Consider the following 16,279-nt stretch of genomic DNA (forward strand, 5'->3'; position numbering starts at 1 on the left):
TCGTTTCAGGCAGACCTGCCACCCTCGGTGGGGGCCAGGCCCGAGAGCGTCTCCACGTAGGACGCGGCGACGCGCAGGAAGCGCGCGCCCTTCACGCCGGTGAGGTACTGGCGCTTCATCGCGCGCGTGGCGCCCACGTAGAACATGGCGCGGCGGATGCGCTCGTTCTCCCGCGCGTTGCGCTCCTTGGCGCCGGCCATCCAGTTCTCCACGGTGTCCAGCGCGTCCAGGCCCGCGAAGAAGACGACGGGGCACTCGTGGCCCTTGCAGGAGAACACGGTGGTGGCGCGCACGTGGTCCACGCCGCTGACGCGGAAGTCCGTCACGTCGCGGCCGCCCTTGCCACCGTAGGCGTGCGCGGGCACGCCGGCCCGGTTGAGGGCCTCCGTGTACTGCGACGGCATGACGGGCGCGACGACGAGGATGTCGCCGGGGTGCACGCCCTCGTCGCGGATGAGCCGCGCCACCTCCCTGGCCACCTGTCGGGCCTCGCTCGCGCCGGAGGCGAAGCCGCGCACCTGGGGCAGCACGCCGCCGCGCTCGGTGGACTGCACGCGGTAGAGGCCCTCCAGCGTCTCCTCGGGAAGCCACAGCAGCCCCTCGCGCGCGAGCTCTCCGGCCTTCATGTACTCGCGCATGCCCGGGTCGCTGGTGCCGTGCTGGCGCAGCGGGTCCAGCACCACGTTGAAGGCCACGTCGAGGATGTCGCGCGTGGCGCGGAAGGTCTCCTTGAGGATGCGGGTGCGGCCCCGGAAGGACAGCCCCTCCGGGAGCTGCTCCTTGAGCGCGTCGATGGGCACCTGGCCGTAGACGTTCTGCGAGTCGTCCATGAACAACTGGAGGCAGCGCACCCCCTTGCCGTCCTGCGACGCGCGCGGGCGGACCAGGGCGTGGAGCATGGCGAGCGCGCGGGCGTCCATGTCCTGGGCCTCGTCGACGAAGACGCCGTCGAAGGACTCGGGCTCCACGCGGCGCAGCGCGCCCACGTGCTTCACCGTCACGCGGGCCCGGAGCGCGCGCACCCGCTCGCGGCCGGCGCGCTGGGCAATCGCCTCCACCAACAACTTCTCCACCAGGGGCGAGAGCGCGCGGTTGAAGAACGAGACGAGCACCTGGGTGTCCTCGTGCTCCAGCAGATAGCGCGCCACCCAGTGGGCCAGGACGAACGTCTTGCCGCTGCCCGCGACGCCGCGCACCAGGTGGTGGCCGTCATCGAAGCGTCGCTCGAAGAGGGACACCTGCTCCTGGGTGAACAGGGGCCGCGTGGGGCGCGAGCCCTCGATTTCCCCGCCGAGGCTGGTGGGCGCGGCGGGGGGCGGTGGCGGCGGCGGGGGTGCCTCGCGCGGCAGGGGCAGCGCCTCCAGTCGGAGCGGCGAGCCGGGGAGGACGCGCAGGCGCGGCAGGAGCGAGAGGAAGCGCTGGGGAATGGTGGCGCCCCGGGCCTCGTCGCGCGAGGCGAGCACCAAGAGATAATCGCGCGCGCGGCTGGCGGCCACGTTGAGCATGGGCACCAGCGTGTGCGGCGGGAAGGGCCGGCCTCCGGCCACGGTGTCCACGAGCACCACGTCGTACTGGGTGCCCTGCTGTCGGTGGATGGTGGAGGCGCTGAACGCGTCGCCCCGGAAGCCCGCGGAGTTGCCGAGCCGGCGCAGGAGCGAGGCCTGCGCGCGATAGGGCGTGACGCACAGGACGCTGAGGCCGGCGCGCACGGCCTCGCGCGCGAGCGACACGGCGAGCTCGGCGGACAGCTCGCGCTGGTAGCCGGAGCCCGTCTCGCCGCGGCCGTGCGTCAGGCGCTTCGCGTCGCGGCTGAGGCCATCGAGCACCACCCAGCCCGCGCGTGTCCCGGCGAACGCGGGCACGGGCGGGGCCTTCTCGGCGCGGGCCTTGACGATGTCACCGTCCTCGAGCGCGCCGCCGTAGCAGAAGTGGCTGACGACGCGGGCGATGTCCGGGTGCATGCGGTGCTGGGTGCGCAAGAGCAGCACGTCCGGGCGCGCGGCGTCGCGCACCGCGTCCTCCAGGTGGGACAGGCCGCTGGCGCGCAGCCACTTCTGGGAGCCGCGTCCGGCGCCCTCGGCGGCGCGGCTGACGGGGCCGATCTGCTTGGGGTCTCCGGCGAGCGTCACGCGCTCGGCCAGGGGGGCCATGAGCGCGGTGGCGGCGCGGGTCACCATGCCGGCCTCGTCCACCACGAGTCGCGCGAAGGTGCACTTGCCCTCGAGCTCCGACACCAGTCGCAGGGCGCGGTGGACGGTGAGGACCATGAGGGGACAGTCGCCCTTCTCCGCCTCCTTGAAGGTGGGGTCCTTCATCTTGCCGCGCAGGCCGCGCAGCTCGGCCTGGAGCTTGGCGAGCTCGTGCGCGGGGCCGCCCCGGACGCGCTGGAGGTACAGCTCGCGCTCGCGCTCCTCGATGCTCGCGCGCAGCTTGCCGCCCTTGGTGTCCTCGAGCGTGACGGTGGGCAGCTTCGCCAGGGCGTCGCTGGCGCCGGTGCCGCCGCGGAAGATGCTGCGCGCCAGGGGGCGCAGGGGGATGGGCTGGCGCTCCAGGAGGGCGCTGACGCGCAGGACGAGCTCATCGGCGGCGCGGTTGGTGGGGGCCACCGCGAGGATGCGCTCGTTGGGGAAGGCGCGCAGGGCGCGGGCGATGAGGTCGGCGACGGCGGTCGTCTTGCCGGTGCCGGGAGGTCCCCAGATGCAGCCCCAGGGCTGGGCCCAGAGGCGGTCGGTCGGGAGGAGCTCGGCGTCCTGGGGACGCGGGGTGGGCGCGGGCTCGTCTCCGCTGGCGCGGCGCAGGGCCTGATGGAGGGCGGGTTGGCGGTCCTCGTACGCGGAGGCGGCGGTGCAGAGGGCCTCGGCGAAGTCATAGGGCCGATAGCACCAGCGGTCGGCGGCGAGGGCGCGGCGGTCCACGTCGTCACCGTGGTCGGGGGCGGCGAAGACGCGGCCGGACTCGAAGTCGAGGTGGACGACGTCTCCGCCGAAGACGCACTCCTCGCCGAGGAAGCCGAGCAGCGAGCCACCGGACCAGTCCGGGTCCGCCGCGGGCACGGGGACGAGGGACAACACGCCGGGGCCCTGCAGGGAGACCTGACGCGCGTCCTGGAGCAGCTTGGCGCGGTACTGGCTGCGCTCGGAGAGGAGCGCGTCGCTCAGGTCCTCGGGGAGGTATTCGGGAGGACGCCAGGCCTCGCGGCGCTTCCCGGTGGCGACGGCGGCCTGGATGACCTGGCGCTCGGACGCGGTGACATCGGCGGGCGCGGCGACGTCGCGTGCGGGTGGAGGGGCGTCCGGGCGCGGAGCGGGAGGCTTGGGGCGCTGGGACCTGGCGCGGGAGAGGGCCAGCAGCGGATTGGGCGAGCGCGGGATGTCCTCGGGGACAGTGCGGGAGGACGGAGGTGGGACGGGCGCGTCGTCGTACTCGACGTGAAGCTCTCGGACGGAGTCTTCCTTTTGCGGCGCGGGGCGCCCTTCGGAGACCTCGTTGTGCGTCCGGTGCGTCATGGCGGCGGGCCCCGGGCCCCTCGGCCCAGGCCGGGTACGGGCGCGCGAAGGTAGGGGAGGCGTGGATCCACGTCAATGCAAGCCCCAGGGGCGAGGCTGTGCGCTCACGTACGGCTGGCTCCCAGCAGCCGGCCAGGCGCGGGGCGCCGAGGGGAGTCAGTCGAGAAAACGTCGCCACCAGCAGTGGACTTCGTCTTCCGAAAAGCCACGCCACGCGAGTGCGTATCCCGGCCTGAAGGGCTCCAGGACAGGCTCCAGCACACGCGCGAGTTCGCGATACGCGGGCAGGTCGTCGCCCTTCGAGAGGTCCCCCGACTCAGGCCCCGGCCCCAGGGTCACCGCGACGGCTGCCGAAGTCCCCACTTCTCGGACCGTGGTCTCCGACGACTGGAGGCGCCCGCTAAGCGTCGCGATACCTCCCACAGCCTGAAGCAACGAGGCCCCCAGGAAGTTCAGCCAGTGCACCCCCTCCACATGTCGCCCCACGGTCAAGTGAGCGTCCACCCTGGGAACATCCACGCCTGGGTATCGGCGAAGCTCTTCACTAACGAGCGGCAGGACCTTCCGCCGCGCGCCTGCGAACTCCAGCGCGAGCCCCGCATGACCCGAGGCAAGAGGCAGGACCGAGGCCAACGACATGGCCAGGTCCCTCACGCGTCCTGGGCCATGCAGTTCCAGGTACTCCGTGGGCAACGTGGCGCTCAGCACGCTGACACTTCCCTCCAGCGGTGTCTTCGACGGGAGCCGAGCCAGATAGCGGAGTGAGTACCCATCGAAATCATCACCCGTGAGGGTCCAGGAACACTCCGCCTGAAGTCGGGTCATCCGCTGGAACGAGTCGGAGTCTTCGGCAAGCTCTTCGATGAAGCGAAAGGAGGCACTGGGCCGCAGCGAAGCCTGGACCTCTCCCCATCCCGCTTCCGTCAGGGGAAACGACTCCCCATCCGAGTCCCAGGCACGCGTGAGCACATCCCCCACCGCATGCCGGTAGAGGGGCAGTACCTGTTCGACCCCGGCCCCCAGTTCCACATGGTCATGAGGCAGGTAGAACACGATGCGCACCACGTCCCGGGCCAGCAGACGCGCATCTTCGGCATCCGAGTCGACCAGACGAATGCGTGGGTAGGACTCAGTCACGGCTGACTCCGAGTTGAGGCGTGATGATGGCCGGTGGGCAGTGTCCACCCAGTGCCTCGTACCGTTCCAACTGCTGGAGAAGCTCGGGGCTGGCAAGCGGATTGCTCTTGCTGGCCTTCGTGCAAGGGAACTTGAAGTCGTAGACACACTGGACGCGACTGGGCTCCTTCGCGAAATGAATCACGACATCCGGACGGAGTGAGCCCACCCATCGTTCCGTCAGGACGGGGCGCCCCGTCCTTGCATCGAACCCATAACGAGGCTCCACCGAGACATTATCGGGGAAGAGTCGCGACAGCTCACGCCGAACGCAGGCAAATGCCGCTGCGTGTTTCATCGTCCCCAGTTCCATGCGGCGCCTGAGCGGCTTGCCATCGATGTATCGGACCACCCGCTCACACTCCGCATCATCCGGCTTCTTCCCGGGTCCGTATTCGCGCTCGTTGACTTCCTGGTCCGCCGCCTTGGAGCACTGGACCAAGAGCTGCTCGATTCGCGCCAGTTCAGCGGCGTCCAATATCCGCAGCGCCGTGCCCACCCCTCTGGCCGCGGTAACAGAACGTCCGACGCCTGGAAGGATGGCCTCGCTTCCCGTTTGGGAGTAGCAGGCGGGATTCCGCATGCAGCCGCTCGTCGCCGAGTCCAGGCTCTGCTCATAGCGAGTCACACCCTCGGCACCCGACGGCCCTACACCGCTCCGAGGCGGAGTCGCACACGCTACGAACAGCAGGAACGTCACGCCCCAAGCCCTCAGGCTCATTGTCAGAACGCTCCCACTCCAAGGGAACCACGCCGAGCGCCCCCTTTACCGTGTTTTCCCGGGCGGCCGTGTGCCGGGTTCAGGAACGGCCTCTCCCAGAAGCCCCACCGGGGCCTCGCCCCATCCCCCACCCAGCAAGGGTGTAGGCCCTCCACCCCTCTTGGGTGTACACCCACGCCCCGCCCTGTTTGCTTCGGGCACCTGGGGGTGTTTAGGAGAGAAGCCCCCCGCCGACGCCGCCCCACCGCCATGGCCCAGACGACGCGTTACGCCCATCCCTTCCTGCCCATCACCCGCGCCGACATGCAGGCGCGCGGCTGGGAACAGTGCGACATCATCATCGTGACGGGAGACGCGTACGTGGACCACCCGGCGTTCGGCCCGGTGCTCATCGCCCGCTTCCTGGAGGGACGGGGCTTCAAGGTGGGGCTCATCCCCCAGCCCGACTGGCACTCGGCCGAGCCCTTCAAGGCCCTGGGCCCACCGCGCATGTTCTTCGGGGTCGCCGCCGGCAACCTCGACTCCATGCTCAACCGGCTCACCGCGCAGAAGAAGAACCGCTCCGCCGACCAGTACAGCCCCGGCGGCCGCACCAACTGCCGGCCCGACCGCGCCACCATCGTCTACGCCCAGCGCTGCCGCGAGGCCTACCCCGACGTCCCCATCGTCCTCGGCGGCATCGAGGCCAGCCTCCGCCGCATCGCCCACTTCGACTATTGGAGCGAGAAGGTCCGCCGCTCCATCCTCTTCGACGCCAAGGCCGACCTGCTCGTCTTCGGCATGGGCGAGCGCCCCATCATGGAGGTCGCCGACCGGATGCGGAACGGCGAGCGCATCCAGGACATCCGCGACGTGCGCGGCACCGCCTACCTCATCAACGACGAGGAGATGCGCGCCCACGAGGCCGACCCCGCCCGCCGCGCCGCCGACCGTAAAACGGTCGTCCTCCCCCCCTACGAGGCCGTCGTCTCCGACAAGCAGGCCTTCGCGGTCATGAGCCGCGACTTCCAGATGGAGACCAACCCTGGCAACGCGCGCCCCCTCGCGCAGCGCCACGGCAACCGCGCCATCTTCATGAACGCCCCCGCCCTCCCGCTCGAGGACGGCGTGGGTGACACCGCCGCCGGCAAGGCCACGGTGGCCATGGACGAGCTGTACGACCTGCCCTTCAACCGAGTCCCCCACCCCATCTACAAGAGCGAGGGCATCCCCGCGTACGAGACGGTGAAGCACTCCATCGTCCTCATGCGCGGCTGCTTCGGCGGCTGCACCTTCTGCTCCATCACCGAGCACGAGGGCCGCGTCATCCAGAGCCGCTCCGCGGAGAGCGTCCTGCGCGAGGTGCGCGCCCTGCGCCGCATGGGTGACTTCCGCGGGACGATTACGGACCTCGGCGGCCCCACCGCCAACATGTACAAGCTCAAGTGCAAGAGCGAGGACATCGAGAAGCGCTGCCGCAAGCTGTCCTGCGTGCACCCGGGCGTGTGCGAGAACCTCCAGACGGACCACGGCCCGCTCATCAGCCTGATGAAGGACGTGCGCGAGGAGGACGGCGTCAAGCACGTCTTCATCGCCAGCGGCGTGCGGTACGACCTGGCCGAGCGCTCCCCCGAGTACGTCAAGGAGCTCGCCGCGCACCACGTGGGCGGCCAGCTCTCCGTGGCGCCCGAGCACGTCTCGCCGCGCGTGCTGGAGAAGATGAAGAAGCCCGGCATCGAGAGCTTCGAGCGCTTCCAGCAGATGTTCGCCTGCGCCAGCGAGGAGGCCGGCAAGGAGCAGTACGACATCCCCTACTTCATCAGCGGGCACCCGGGCTCCACCCTGGAGGACATGGTGGACCTGGCGCTGTGGCTGAAGAAGAACGGCAAGCGCCCCCGTCAGGTGCAGGACTTCATCCCCACCCCCATGGCCATGGCGACGGCCATGTACTTCACCGGCATCGACCCGCTGAAGATGGAGCCCGTCTACACGGCCCAGGGTCTGCGCGAGAAGCGCCTCCAGAAGGCGCTGCTCCTCTACTGGAACCCCGAGCACTGGCCCCTGGCCCGCGAGGCCCTGAAGCAGGCGGGCCGCGCGGACCTCATCGGCCGTGGCCCGCACGCGCTCGTCCCGCCGGAGACACCCGCCGAGGCCGCCCGACGCCAGCGCACCGAGGAGCGGGATGGGCGCGAGCTGGACGACGCGCCGCGTGAGTCCCAGGCCCCCGCGCCCCGAGGTCCGCGCCGTCCCGGTGGCCCACGCCCCCACGGCTCCAGGGCCCGCTGAGCGAAAAGCGGCCGTCCAGCCGACCGTTTGAATAAACGGCGGTGACGTTCGTCGGGGGGCCACATGCTCCCCTTGATTGCCCTGTTGCTGTTGACCGCGGCGCCGCCGACGCCGCCCCAGGTCACGCCCGAGCCCAAGCCGCCCCCGGAACAGCCCAGACCCCAGTGCATCACCGCCCAGGGGCGCGAGCTGTGCGGCTTCCAGTGCAGGACCAGCGGCTCGAAGGCGGGCTGTGCCCAGACGCCCTATGGGACGTGTCAGGTCCTCCGCGACGAGGTCCACTGCTGGGACCCGCCACGGGTGGCCATCCAGCATCCGCCCCGCACGCCGGTGCGCCCCGAGTGCAAGGCGGTGCGCGGCAAGGTCGACTGCGGCTTCAACTGCCGCATCTTCAATGGCGAGGTGGCGTGCAACTCCACGCCCTACGGGCTCTGCGACACGCACTTCGGCAGGCTGGTCTGCTGGGACCCGCCCGACAGCGTCATCCATGAGTACGCGCAGGCCATGCCCGCGGCCCGCTGACTCAACGCCTCCGAGGCGATTGCGTGCGGCTTCGACTGCAAGGCCAGCCGCACGGAGGTGCGCTGCACCAACACGCCCCGAGGCGTCTGCACGCTGAACGACCAGCGGCTCACCTGCTTCGACCCGCCCTCCCTCCTGCACTGCGACCACAGCAACCCGCCGCCGCCGCCCAACTGACGGCCCCGTCCCAAGCGGAGTGCTCGCCTCCTCGCTCGCGTGGCTACGAATCCCTGGGGCTCCACGCAGTCTCACGACGCGAGACAAAACCGGTGCGCACGCGCGCAGAGCTTGCACGCCCCGGTTGTGGCACCATTGACGTCGCATCCACTCCCGCGATGCGTGTCGTCTCACCATGCGCACCCCGTTTCTGTCTTCGTCGCGCCGACTCGCGAGCTTCGCGTTCATGGGGCTGTGCCTCATGCTTGGCTGCACCCGCGCGCCCCCGCCGCCGCTCGGGCACGCGGCCTACGTGTGGCAGCGGGACTGGAGCCCGTCGCTCGTCGAGTCCCTCACGCGGATGCCCCCGGAGCTGGGCGCGCTGCGCGTGCTCGCGAGGGAGCGCTCCGGCGACACACGCGCCCCCGTCTCCATCGCGGTGGATGTCGCGGCCCTCGCGAGGACGGGGCGCGACGTCGTGGCGGTGATGCGCGTGGATGGCACCGCGCCCCTCGACGGCATCTCCCTGGAGGAGGTCGCCGCCATCGCCCGCGACTGGAAGGCGCGCGGCGTGCGCGTGCGCGGCGTGGAGCTGGACCATGACTGCGCCACCACCGCCCTGCCCGCATACGCGGACTGGCTCGCGCGTGAGCGGCGACTGCTCGGCGAGCTGTCCCTGTCCATCACCGCCTTGCCCACCTGGGCCGGCGCGCCCGAGCTGGAGCGCCTGACATCCATCCCCGACGACGTCGTCGTCCAGGTGCACGCCATCCGCGCCCCCACCCTCTTCACCCCCGAGGAGGCGCGCGGCTTCATCGAGCGCTGGTCCCAGGCCACGCGCAGACCCTTCCACGTCGCGCTGCCCACCTACCGCGTGCGCCTGCGCGACGGCACGCCCCTGGTCTCCGAGCCTCGTGAGGTCTCGCGCTTCCTCGCGGAGCTGCGCGCGCGACCGGTGCAGGGCGTGAAGGGGCTCGTGTGGTTCCGCTGGGGCCACGCGGGTGATTCGGAGGCCTGGAGCCCGTCCACGCTGACCGCCGTCCTCCGACAGGAGCCGCTGACGCTCCAGGTCGAGCCCCGGCTGGTGGACGCGGGCGGAGGCACGCTCGACATCGTCCTCGAGAACACGGGCCGCCTGGACGGCGAGGCCCCGGCCCGGCTCACCCTTACTGGAAACCTGGAGGTCCTCGACGGCGTGGGCGGCTATGCCCCGCGGGGGAGCTCACTCGTGGCGCGCAAGCCTCCCCGCCTGCGCGCCGGCGAGCGACGCGTCGTCGGCTTCGTGCGGGGAAGCGAGGTGTCCCTTGTGGCTCCGTAGCCTGCTGTCCGCCGTGGTCATCCTGGTCGCCCTGACGCCCATCCGCTCCGCGAAGGCCTGTGGCCCCGGCTTCCAGGACCGCCTCCTCGCCGACCGCGCGCTCACGCTCGGCGAGTTGCCCGGTGGGCTCTTCGCGCTGGAGGTCCACCGGCTCCTGCCGAAGCCCTCGGACGCGTTCGCGGTGAACGAGTTCCCCGACGAGCCCCCCGACGCGCGTCAGGGCGCCGGGGCCCGGGAGACCGCGCTGTACGAGGCCGGCGCCAAGGCCTTCACCGCCGGAGACGCCGTGACGGCGCGGGCGCGCTTCCTCGAGGTGCTCGCGCTGCCGGCCGCGGAGCGACGCCGCTTCTCCACCTTCGCCGCGTACATGCTGGGCCGCAACGCGGGCGCCGGCTTCGAGGACGACGCGAAGTACGGCTTCGAGCTCACCCGGCAACTGGTCCGCGAGGGCTTCGACGACCCGCTGGGCCTCGCGGTCTCCAGCCTGGGCATGCAGGCGCGCGTGCTGCTCCAGCGTGGGGACGACGTGGGCGCCATCCACCTGTACGCGGAGCAGGCCGCGCACGGCAGCGGGAGCGCGGAGGTGTCGCTGCTCTTCGTCGCGCGCGCCCTCGCCCGCAACCCCGAGCGCCTCCAGGTCGCGCTGAAGGACCCGCTGGCGCAGCGGCTCATGGCCACCTTCGTGTGGACGCGCGGCCGCGAGTCCGCGTGGTCCGAGGAGCCCTCGGCCGGAGGGCTCGGCGCGGTGCTGGACGCGCTGGCCGCGGTGCCGGACCTCGCGGGCGCGGACCGGCTGGCCGCGGGCGCCTGGCGCGCGGGCCGCTTCGACCTGGCCGAGCGCTTCGTCGCCTCCGAGCAGACCCCGCTGGCCTCCTGGGTGAAGGCCAAGCTCGCGCTGCGCCGGGGCGACGCGTCCTCCGCGGAGACGTACCTGGCCGAGGCCGTGCGCGGGCTTCCCGAGCGGGAGTGGTGGCATGACTGGTACCTGGACGACACCAACCGCCCCCTGTGCCGCGCGGAGGGAGAGCGCGGCGTGCTCGCGCTGACGCAGGGCCAGTTCACCCGCGCCACCGAGCGACTGTGGGCGGGCTGCTCCTGGCCGGACGTCGCCTACGTCGCGGAGCGGACGTTGAGCCTGGAGGAGCTCCAGCGCTTCGCGGCCACCCACCCGCGCACGGAGAAGAGCCACTGCGACCTGGTGCCGGAGTCGGAGCCGGAGTCACCCGACAGCGTCGGGGACGGCAACACGTCGCTCGGGATGCCCGAGCGGCTGCACCTGCTGCTCGCGCGGCGACTCCTGCGAGAGGGCCGGCACGACGAGGCCCTGGAGGCCTTCCGCGGCACCGCGGTGGAGGACGCGGCGCGTCGGTACGTGGCGGCGCTGCGCCGCGCCGACAGCGCGTGGGACGACCTGGACCGGGCCGAGGCGCTCTTCGCGGCGGCCAGGCTCGCGCGCTCCGAGGGCATGCGCCTGCTGGGGACCGAGGCCGCGCCGGACTGGGGCTGGGTCGACGGCAACTACGACGTCTCCCGCTATGACCGGGACGACGAGGAAGGGGACGCCACCGAGGACGAGCAGCGGGCCCGCGCGATGTTCCCCCGCGCGTCGCTCATGGGCGCGCAGGAGCAGCGGCTCGCGGCCCTCCACGGCCCGCCCCTCACCGAGCGCTTCCACTACCGGCACGTGGCGGCGCGGCTGGCCCAGCGGGGCGCGGAGCTGCTGCCGCCGCGCACTCAGGCCTACGCGATGATGCTGTGCCACGCCGCGCTCCACGTCGCCAACCGGGACCCGGCGATGTTCGAGCGCCTGTACCTGACGTACATCCGCAACGGCGCGCGCATCGACGACGTGCAGTGGTCCTTCGGGGCGTCGTGCCTGGAGCCGAACTTCGCGAAGGTCCGCGCCGAGCGCCCCTTCTACGCCCAGGCCCTGCCCCAGCGGCACCGGGTCAAGCTGATGGTCGGCGGGGGCATGCTGCTGCCGACGGTGATGGGCGTCGCCTTCTTCCTGCGCCGCAGGCGCCGCGCCCCCTCCGACTGAACCGGGCACTTCAGCGCGCGCGGAGGATGGCGCGCGCCGGAGCCCCGTCGCCCCCCGCGATTCGCAGCGGCAGACACACCAGCTCGTACGTCCCCTCATGCACCTGGGACAAGTCGAGCCCCTCGATGATGCAGATGCCCGCGTCCAGCAGCGCGCGGTGCGTGGGAACGCCCTCGTCCGGGCTGCCGATGGACAGGTAGTCGATGCCCACCGTGCGCACCCCCAGCTCCGCCAGGTAGCGCGCGCCCTCGAGCGACAGGTACACGAAGTCCGGCTGGAAGGGCTGGGAGGGCCACCGCCGCGCGGAGTTCGCCGTCTTGAAGAGCAGCCGCTCCCCCGGCTGGATTGCGTGCGCCTTCAGCTCCTCCACCTGGATGGCGCGCGCGTCGCGAATCTCCAGCACGCGGGCCACGCCCATCAGCCGGTCGAAGGACAGCGCGTCCACGCCCTCGGCGCCCTTGACGAAGTGCACGGGTGCGTCGACGTGGGTGCCCGAGTGCGCGCCGAAGGACAGGTCCGACACGTTGGCGTCGTCCCCCTTGTCCAAGTCCTGCGAGCGGGTGATGCGCACCTCGGGGTTGTCCGGCCAGTGAACCATGCCGTCGCGCAACGGCACGGAGATGTCCACCCACGGCGACGCAGGGGCGGAGCGGCTCGTCTCGGCAGCGGTCTCCATGACTCTGAATCCTGGCCATCCCCCGCGCGCCGCGCCGACGGCCACGGGGCCCGGCCCCCTGCTCGCCCCGAGGCCGGACGAGCCGCCACCCGCACCTCGCGAATAACGAGACAGCCGAAGGCGCGAAGGTCCGCGTCGAGCGTCCACGCAGGGACATCCGACCACCTTTTCTCCTCGGGAGGGGTCGGCTAGGGTGCGCCGCCCTTCACGGTTCACAGGAGCACAGAAGATGCCGAGGACGTCCCAGGAGCAGACCCAGGAGCGACACGCGTTCCTGCTCACCCTCTTCCGCCAGCAGCCGGACATCAGCAGCAAGGACGCGCTGGAGTCCTTCAAGACGAAGTTCGGGGCGACCATCAACCTGAAGACCTTCAACCAGCTGCGCGCGGAGGCCGAGGAGGAGGTGGCCGCCGCCGCCCCGGTGGCGGCCGAGGAGCCCGAGGTCGAGGTGGACAGCACGCCCGAGCCCACCGTCGATGACGCCGCCCTGCAGCTCAAGGCCGCCGCCAACCCGGAGGCCCTCAACGGCGCCGCCGCCCCGGCCAAGAAGCCGAAGGCCAAGGGCAACGGCCCCAAGAACGTCTTCGTGGACGCGCCCAAGGAGCACCTGACCTTCCTGGAAGGCATCGTGCAGCAGCTCCAGGAGGCGGGCGCCGCCAACGTCCGCATCGACCACTCCACGGACCGCTGGATGGTCCTCGTGGTGGACGCGAAGTAGGCCCCGACGGTCCGGGCTCCCCGTCGAACGTGGGGGCCCGGCGCGTCAGCGACGCAAGAGCTCCAGGGCGCGCTGGAAGTCCTCCGGAAGCGCGGCCTGGACTCGCACCAGCTCCCCGTTCAACGGGCCCGGCAGCTCCAGCTTGAATGCATGGAGCGCCTGTCGGCCCAGGGCCTTCGCCGCGGGGTGCTCACGGGCGGCCTCGGTGCCGTAGAGCGAGTCCCCCAACACCGGGAAGCCAGCCTCGGAGAGCTGCACGCGAATCTGGTGCGTGCGCCCCGTGTCCAGGTCCACCTCCAGGAGCGCGGCCCCCGCGAAGCGCTCGCGCACCTCGAAGGAGAGCGCCGCCCTGCGCGCGGAGTGCACCCGGGTGGTGAAGCGGCGCGGGTCCTTCGGGTCTCTCGTGTAGGGCCCCTCCAGGCGCCCCTGCTCCGGCGGGTGGCCCAGGACGAGCGTCCGGTAGCGCTTGTCCACCTGCTTCTGCTGGAAGGCACGCAGGAGCGCCGCCGCCGCGGTGTCCGTGCGCGCGAAGGCCAGACACCCGCTGGTCTCCCGGTCCAACCGGTGCACCACGCCGGGCAGCGCCTGTCCCTCCACGTCGAAGGGTGGGCGCTGGCTCGCGAGCAGGTCCACCACGGAGGCCGCGCGCCCCTCGGGCTCCACCACGAGGCCGGGCGGCTTGTCGATGATGACCAGGGCCGCGTCGTCGTGGAGCACCGTCAGCGCGGGCCCCTCGACGGGCGGGCGCGTGGGGGCCTTGGGCTCGGGACGCTCCAGCTCGATTTCCTCGCCGCCCCACAGCTTGCGCGTGGGCTGACACTTCTTGCCGCGGATGCGCACCCCGCCCGACTCGATGAGGGCGCGGGCGCGCTCCAGCGAGAAGCCGGGCACGTGCTTGGAGACGAAACGGTCCAGCCGCTCTCCCGCGACCTCATGCGGGACGAGGAGTTTCTGCTGCGCCATGTCCACCCCGTCCCTCATGCGCCGCGGGGAGTCAACGCCCACGTGGCGCCACCTACCCCTGGAGTCCCCCTACGCTCCGCCCGCCGCGCGTGTCACACCCGGAAAGGCTCGCGATGTGACAGGCCGGGTCGCGGCTGACCAGCGAGGCCGATGACTTGTCATTCGTTGACTTTCCGACACGGAGCGTATGACAGTGTTTGTCCGGGCTCGAACCAGGCCCGCTCTGAGGGGGAGCTCATGGATTTGACGCATAGTCGCATCGCGACACGTCTCGTCGTTCTCGCAGGATGCCTGTCTTTGCTGCCCGGATGCCCGTGGGTCATCAAGCCCACGCCCAAGCCCAGGAGCATCGAGGAGCAGCGAGAGGTCGTGATGGCGGCCTTCCAGAAGCGTCCGCCTCACGAGGACTTCGTGATGCTGGACCTGGCCGATGACGACCAGTACGAGTACGCGCGCCACCGGCTCCAGGAGGCCGCCGCCGCGCAGGCCACCCAGGGCGGTCAGGACACGCCGGGGCCGACGGTGGCCCGCGACTTCGCGCGCGCGCTGAAGACACTGGAGATCGCCCGGGCCAAGGCGGTGCGGGGAGGCCCGCGCCCCAAGCCCACCGACTGGGACTGCGACCACTTCATCCACGTGAACGACTCGCGCACGTTGGGCGGTGGCAAGGTGCAGCAGGCGGACAAGGCGCAGGACAACCGGCCCTCGTTGATCCTCAACCCCTACGCCACGTGCGCGGGCGGCGCGACGCACGTCTTCACGGACGTGACGGCGTACGACAGTGACTTGTCTGGCAAGAAGCTGACGGTGCTGGCCAAGAGCGCCAACGAGGAGCACAACGACGGCAAGACGTTCGACGACACGGCGGTGTCGGTGCGCCCGTCGATGGCGCCGGAGAGCAAGGTCGTCGTGGAGTCGCTGATGGTGGCGCACAACGACCAGACGGGCGAGGAGCACGTCTCGTTCGCGAGCCTGGACACGACGCTGACGCCCGAGCCGGTGAGCTTCACGATGGACCACCCCCGCTTCGCGAGCAACGAGCCCCGCTCGAACATCAACCTCACCACGTGCCAGCTGCGCGGCGGCGCGGACTGTGACTACGCCATGGTGACCAACGCCCAGGGCACGCTGGCGCCATACCCCCAGACCCCGGTGGGGCTGGCGCTGCGCAAGACGGGCAACCCCTGGACGGGAGACCCCGCGGCCTACTTCCCGTTCCAGACGGGGCAGACCTTCGACATCACCAACATCTACGTCCCCACGCAGCTCACGTTCGACGCGGGCGCGATGTCGCAGCCGTGCACCATCCAGGCGATGAAGAACGGCCCGACGACGACGCGGATGCGCCTCATCAAGACGGACTCGGGCGGCACCTGCACGACGCTCGCGGACCTGTCGGACCTGTTCGCCATCAATGGGAAGACGGCGAGCATCCAGCGGCTGGTCAACCTCTCGCAGAACACCACGGCCAACGGTGGCACGGGCTGCACGATGGAGAAGATCGTCAACGAGCCCGTGGTGATGTCGATGACCCTCTACTCGATGGCGACGTGTGGCGGCGCCGCCGCGGTGCCGCGCCTGACGACCTTCACGAGCACGGCGCTGCCCACCAACCCCTTCAACCTCAACGTGCTCAACAGCTGCATGGCGGAGGGCACGAAGGTGACGCTCGCGGACGGGACGCGGGCCCCCATCGAGACGCTGAAGGTGGGCGACAAGGTCCGCGCCAACGCGAGCGGCCGGGTGCTGACGGTGCAGGACTTCATCTTCGGGCGGGAGCCCAAGCCGCTGGTGCGGCTGCGCGATGACCAGGGCCACGACGTGCGGCTGACGGAGAAGCACCCGGTGCTGCTCACCTCCGGGCTCGTGGTGCCCGCGGACAAGGTCCAGGTGAAGGACCAGGTGCGCACCGAGTCCGGCACGGCCTTCATCACCGCCACCGAGCGCGTGCCGTACGACGGCAAGGTCTACAACCTCAAGCTGGGCACGGCCGAGGAGCTCGAGTCGCTCGGCCCCAACGAGCGGACCCTGTTCGCCGATGGCGTGCTCGTGGGCGACGACACCATGCAGCGCGAGCTGACCTCGCCGCGCCGCGCGTCGGCCACGCCGTAGTCCACCCCCGATGTGCTGTGCCGCGCCGGGGGCGCCTCTTCGGCCATGACGGCCGGGTTGTCGCCCTCGGCGCGAGTCCTCGCGGAGCCCGTGAACGCGCTGGGA

The 16,279-nt window shown here is 71.3% G+C and carries 11 protein-coding genes; 6 read left to right on the plus strand and 5 right to left on the minus strand.

Annotation, left to right across the window (positions count from 1 at the left end):
• Positions 1-5: 5 nt before the first annotated feature.
• From AC6JA9_RS31600 to AC6JA9_RS31610, 3 genes are all read right to left on the minus strand, one after another.
• Positions 6-3,506 (minus strand): AAA family ATPase, encoded by a 3,501-nt coding sequence (locus AC6JA9_RS31600; RefSeq protein ID WP_497958298.1) that lies wholly within the window; start codon positions 3,504-3,506, stop codon positions 6-8.
• Positions 3,507-3,662: 156 nt separating this feature from the next.
• On the minus strand, positions 3,663-4,643 hold the full coding sequence (locus AC6JA9_RS31605; RefSeq protein ID WP_497958299.1) for a type VI immunity family protein: 981 nt from the start codon (positions 4,641-4,643) through the stop codon (positions 3,663-3,665).
• Positions 4,636-5,265, minus strand: coding sequence for a hypothetical protein (locus AC6JA9_RS31610; RefSeq protein ID WP_223781892.1), 630 nt, complete (start codon positions 5,263-5,265; stop codon positions 4,636-4,638). Before AC6JA9_RS31610 ends, AC6JA9_RS31605 begins: the two co-directional genes overlap by 8 nt.
• Before the next feature lie 387 nt (positions 5,266-5,652).
• Between AC6JA9_RS31610 and AC6JA9_RS31615 the strand changes: the two genes are divergently transcribed.
• From AC6JA9_RS31615 to AC6JA9_RS31630, 4 genes are all read left to right on the plus strand, one after another.
• Entirely contained in the window at positions 5,653-7,668 is a 2,016-nt protein-coding gene (locus AC6JA9_RS31615; protein ID WP_223781891.1) for a YgiQ family radical SAM protein, read from the plus strand.
• Between the two features lie 63 nt (positions 7,669-7,731).
• Positions 7,732-8,190, plus strand: coding sequence for a hypothetical protein (locus AC6JA9_RS31620; RefSeq protein ID WP_497958300.1), 459 nt, complete (start codon positions 7,732-7,734; stop codon positions 8,188-8,190).
• 418 nt (positions 8,191-8,608) lie between these two features.
• Complete coding sequence (locus AC6JA9_RS31625; protein WP_497958301.1) at positions 8,609-9,664, plus strand: DUF3142 domain-containing protein; 1,056 nt, start codon at positions 8,609-8,611, stop codon at positions 9,662-9,664.
• Positions 9,651-11,705, plus strand: coding sequence for a hypothetical protein (locus tag AC6JA9_RS31630; protein WP_497958302.1), 2,055 nt, complete (start codon positions 9,651-9,653; stop codon positions 11,703-11,705). The genes AC6JA9_RS31625 and AC6JA9_RS31630 overlap by 14 nt, the downstream gene beginning before the upstream one ends.
• A gap of 10 nt (positions 11,706-11,715) precedes the next feature.
• On the opposite strand, the gene AC6JA9_RS31635 is transcribed toward AC6JA9_RS31630, so the two are convergent.
• Positions 11,716-12,381: a cyclase family protein gene (locus tag AC6JA9_RS31635; protein WP_223781887.1), complete on the minus strand. Its 666-nt coding sequence runs from the start codon at positions 12,379-12,381 to the stop codon at positions 11,716-11,718.
• Positions 12,382-12,610: 229 nt separating this feature from the next.
• Here AC6JA9_RS31635 and AC6JA9_RS31640 point away from each other — a divergent pair, with 229 nt between their 5' ends.
• Positions 12,611-13,099, plus strand: a complete 489-nt coding sequence (locus AC6JA9_RS31640) for a hypothetical protein (protein WP_223781886.1) — start codon at positions 12,611-12,613, stop codon at positions 13,097-13,099.
• A 45-nt stretch (positions 13,100-13,144) separates the two neighbouring features.
• Here the strand turns inward: AC6JA9_RS31640 and AC6JA9_RS31645 are convergent, their stop codons facing one another.
• Entirely contained in the window at positions 13,145-14,062 is a 918-nt protein-coding gene (locus AC6JA9_RS31645) for an RluA family pseudouridine synthase (protein WP_497958303.1), read from the minus strand.
• A 297-nt stretch (positions 14,063-14,359) separates the two neighbouring features.
• Here AC6JA9_RS31645 and AC6JA9_RS31650 point away from each other — a divergent pair, with 297 nt between their 5' ends.
• Complete coding sequence (locus AC6JA9_RS31650) at positions 14,360-16,174, plus strand: Hint domain-containing protein (protein ID WP_497958304.1); 1,815 nt, start codon at positions 14,360-14,362, stop codon at positions 16,172-16,174.
• Positions 16,175-16,279 lie beyond the last annotated feature (105 nt).

The organism is Myxococcus sp. MH1 (assembly GCF_059738865.1).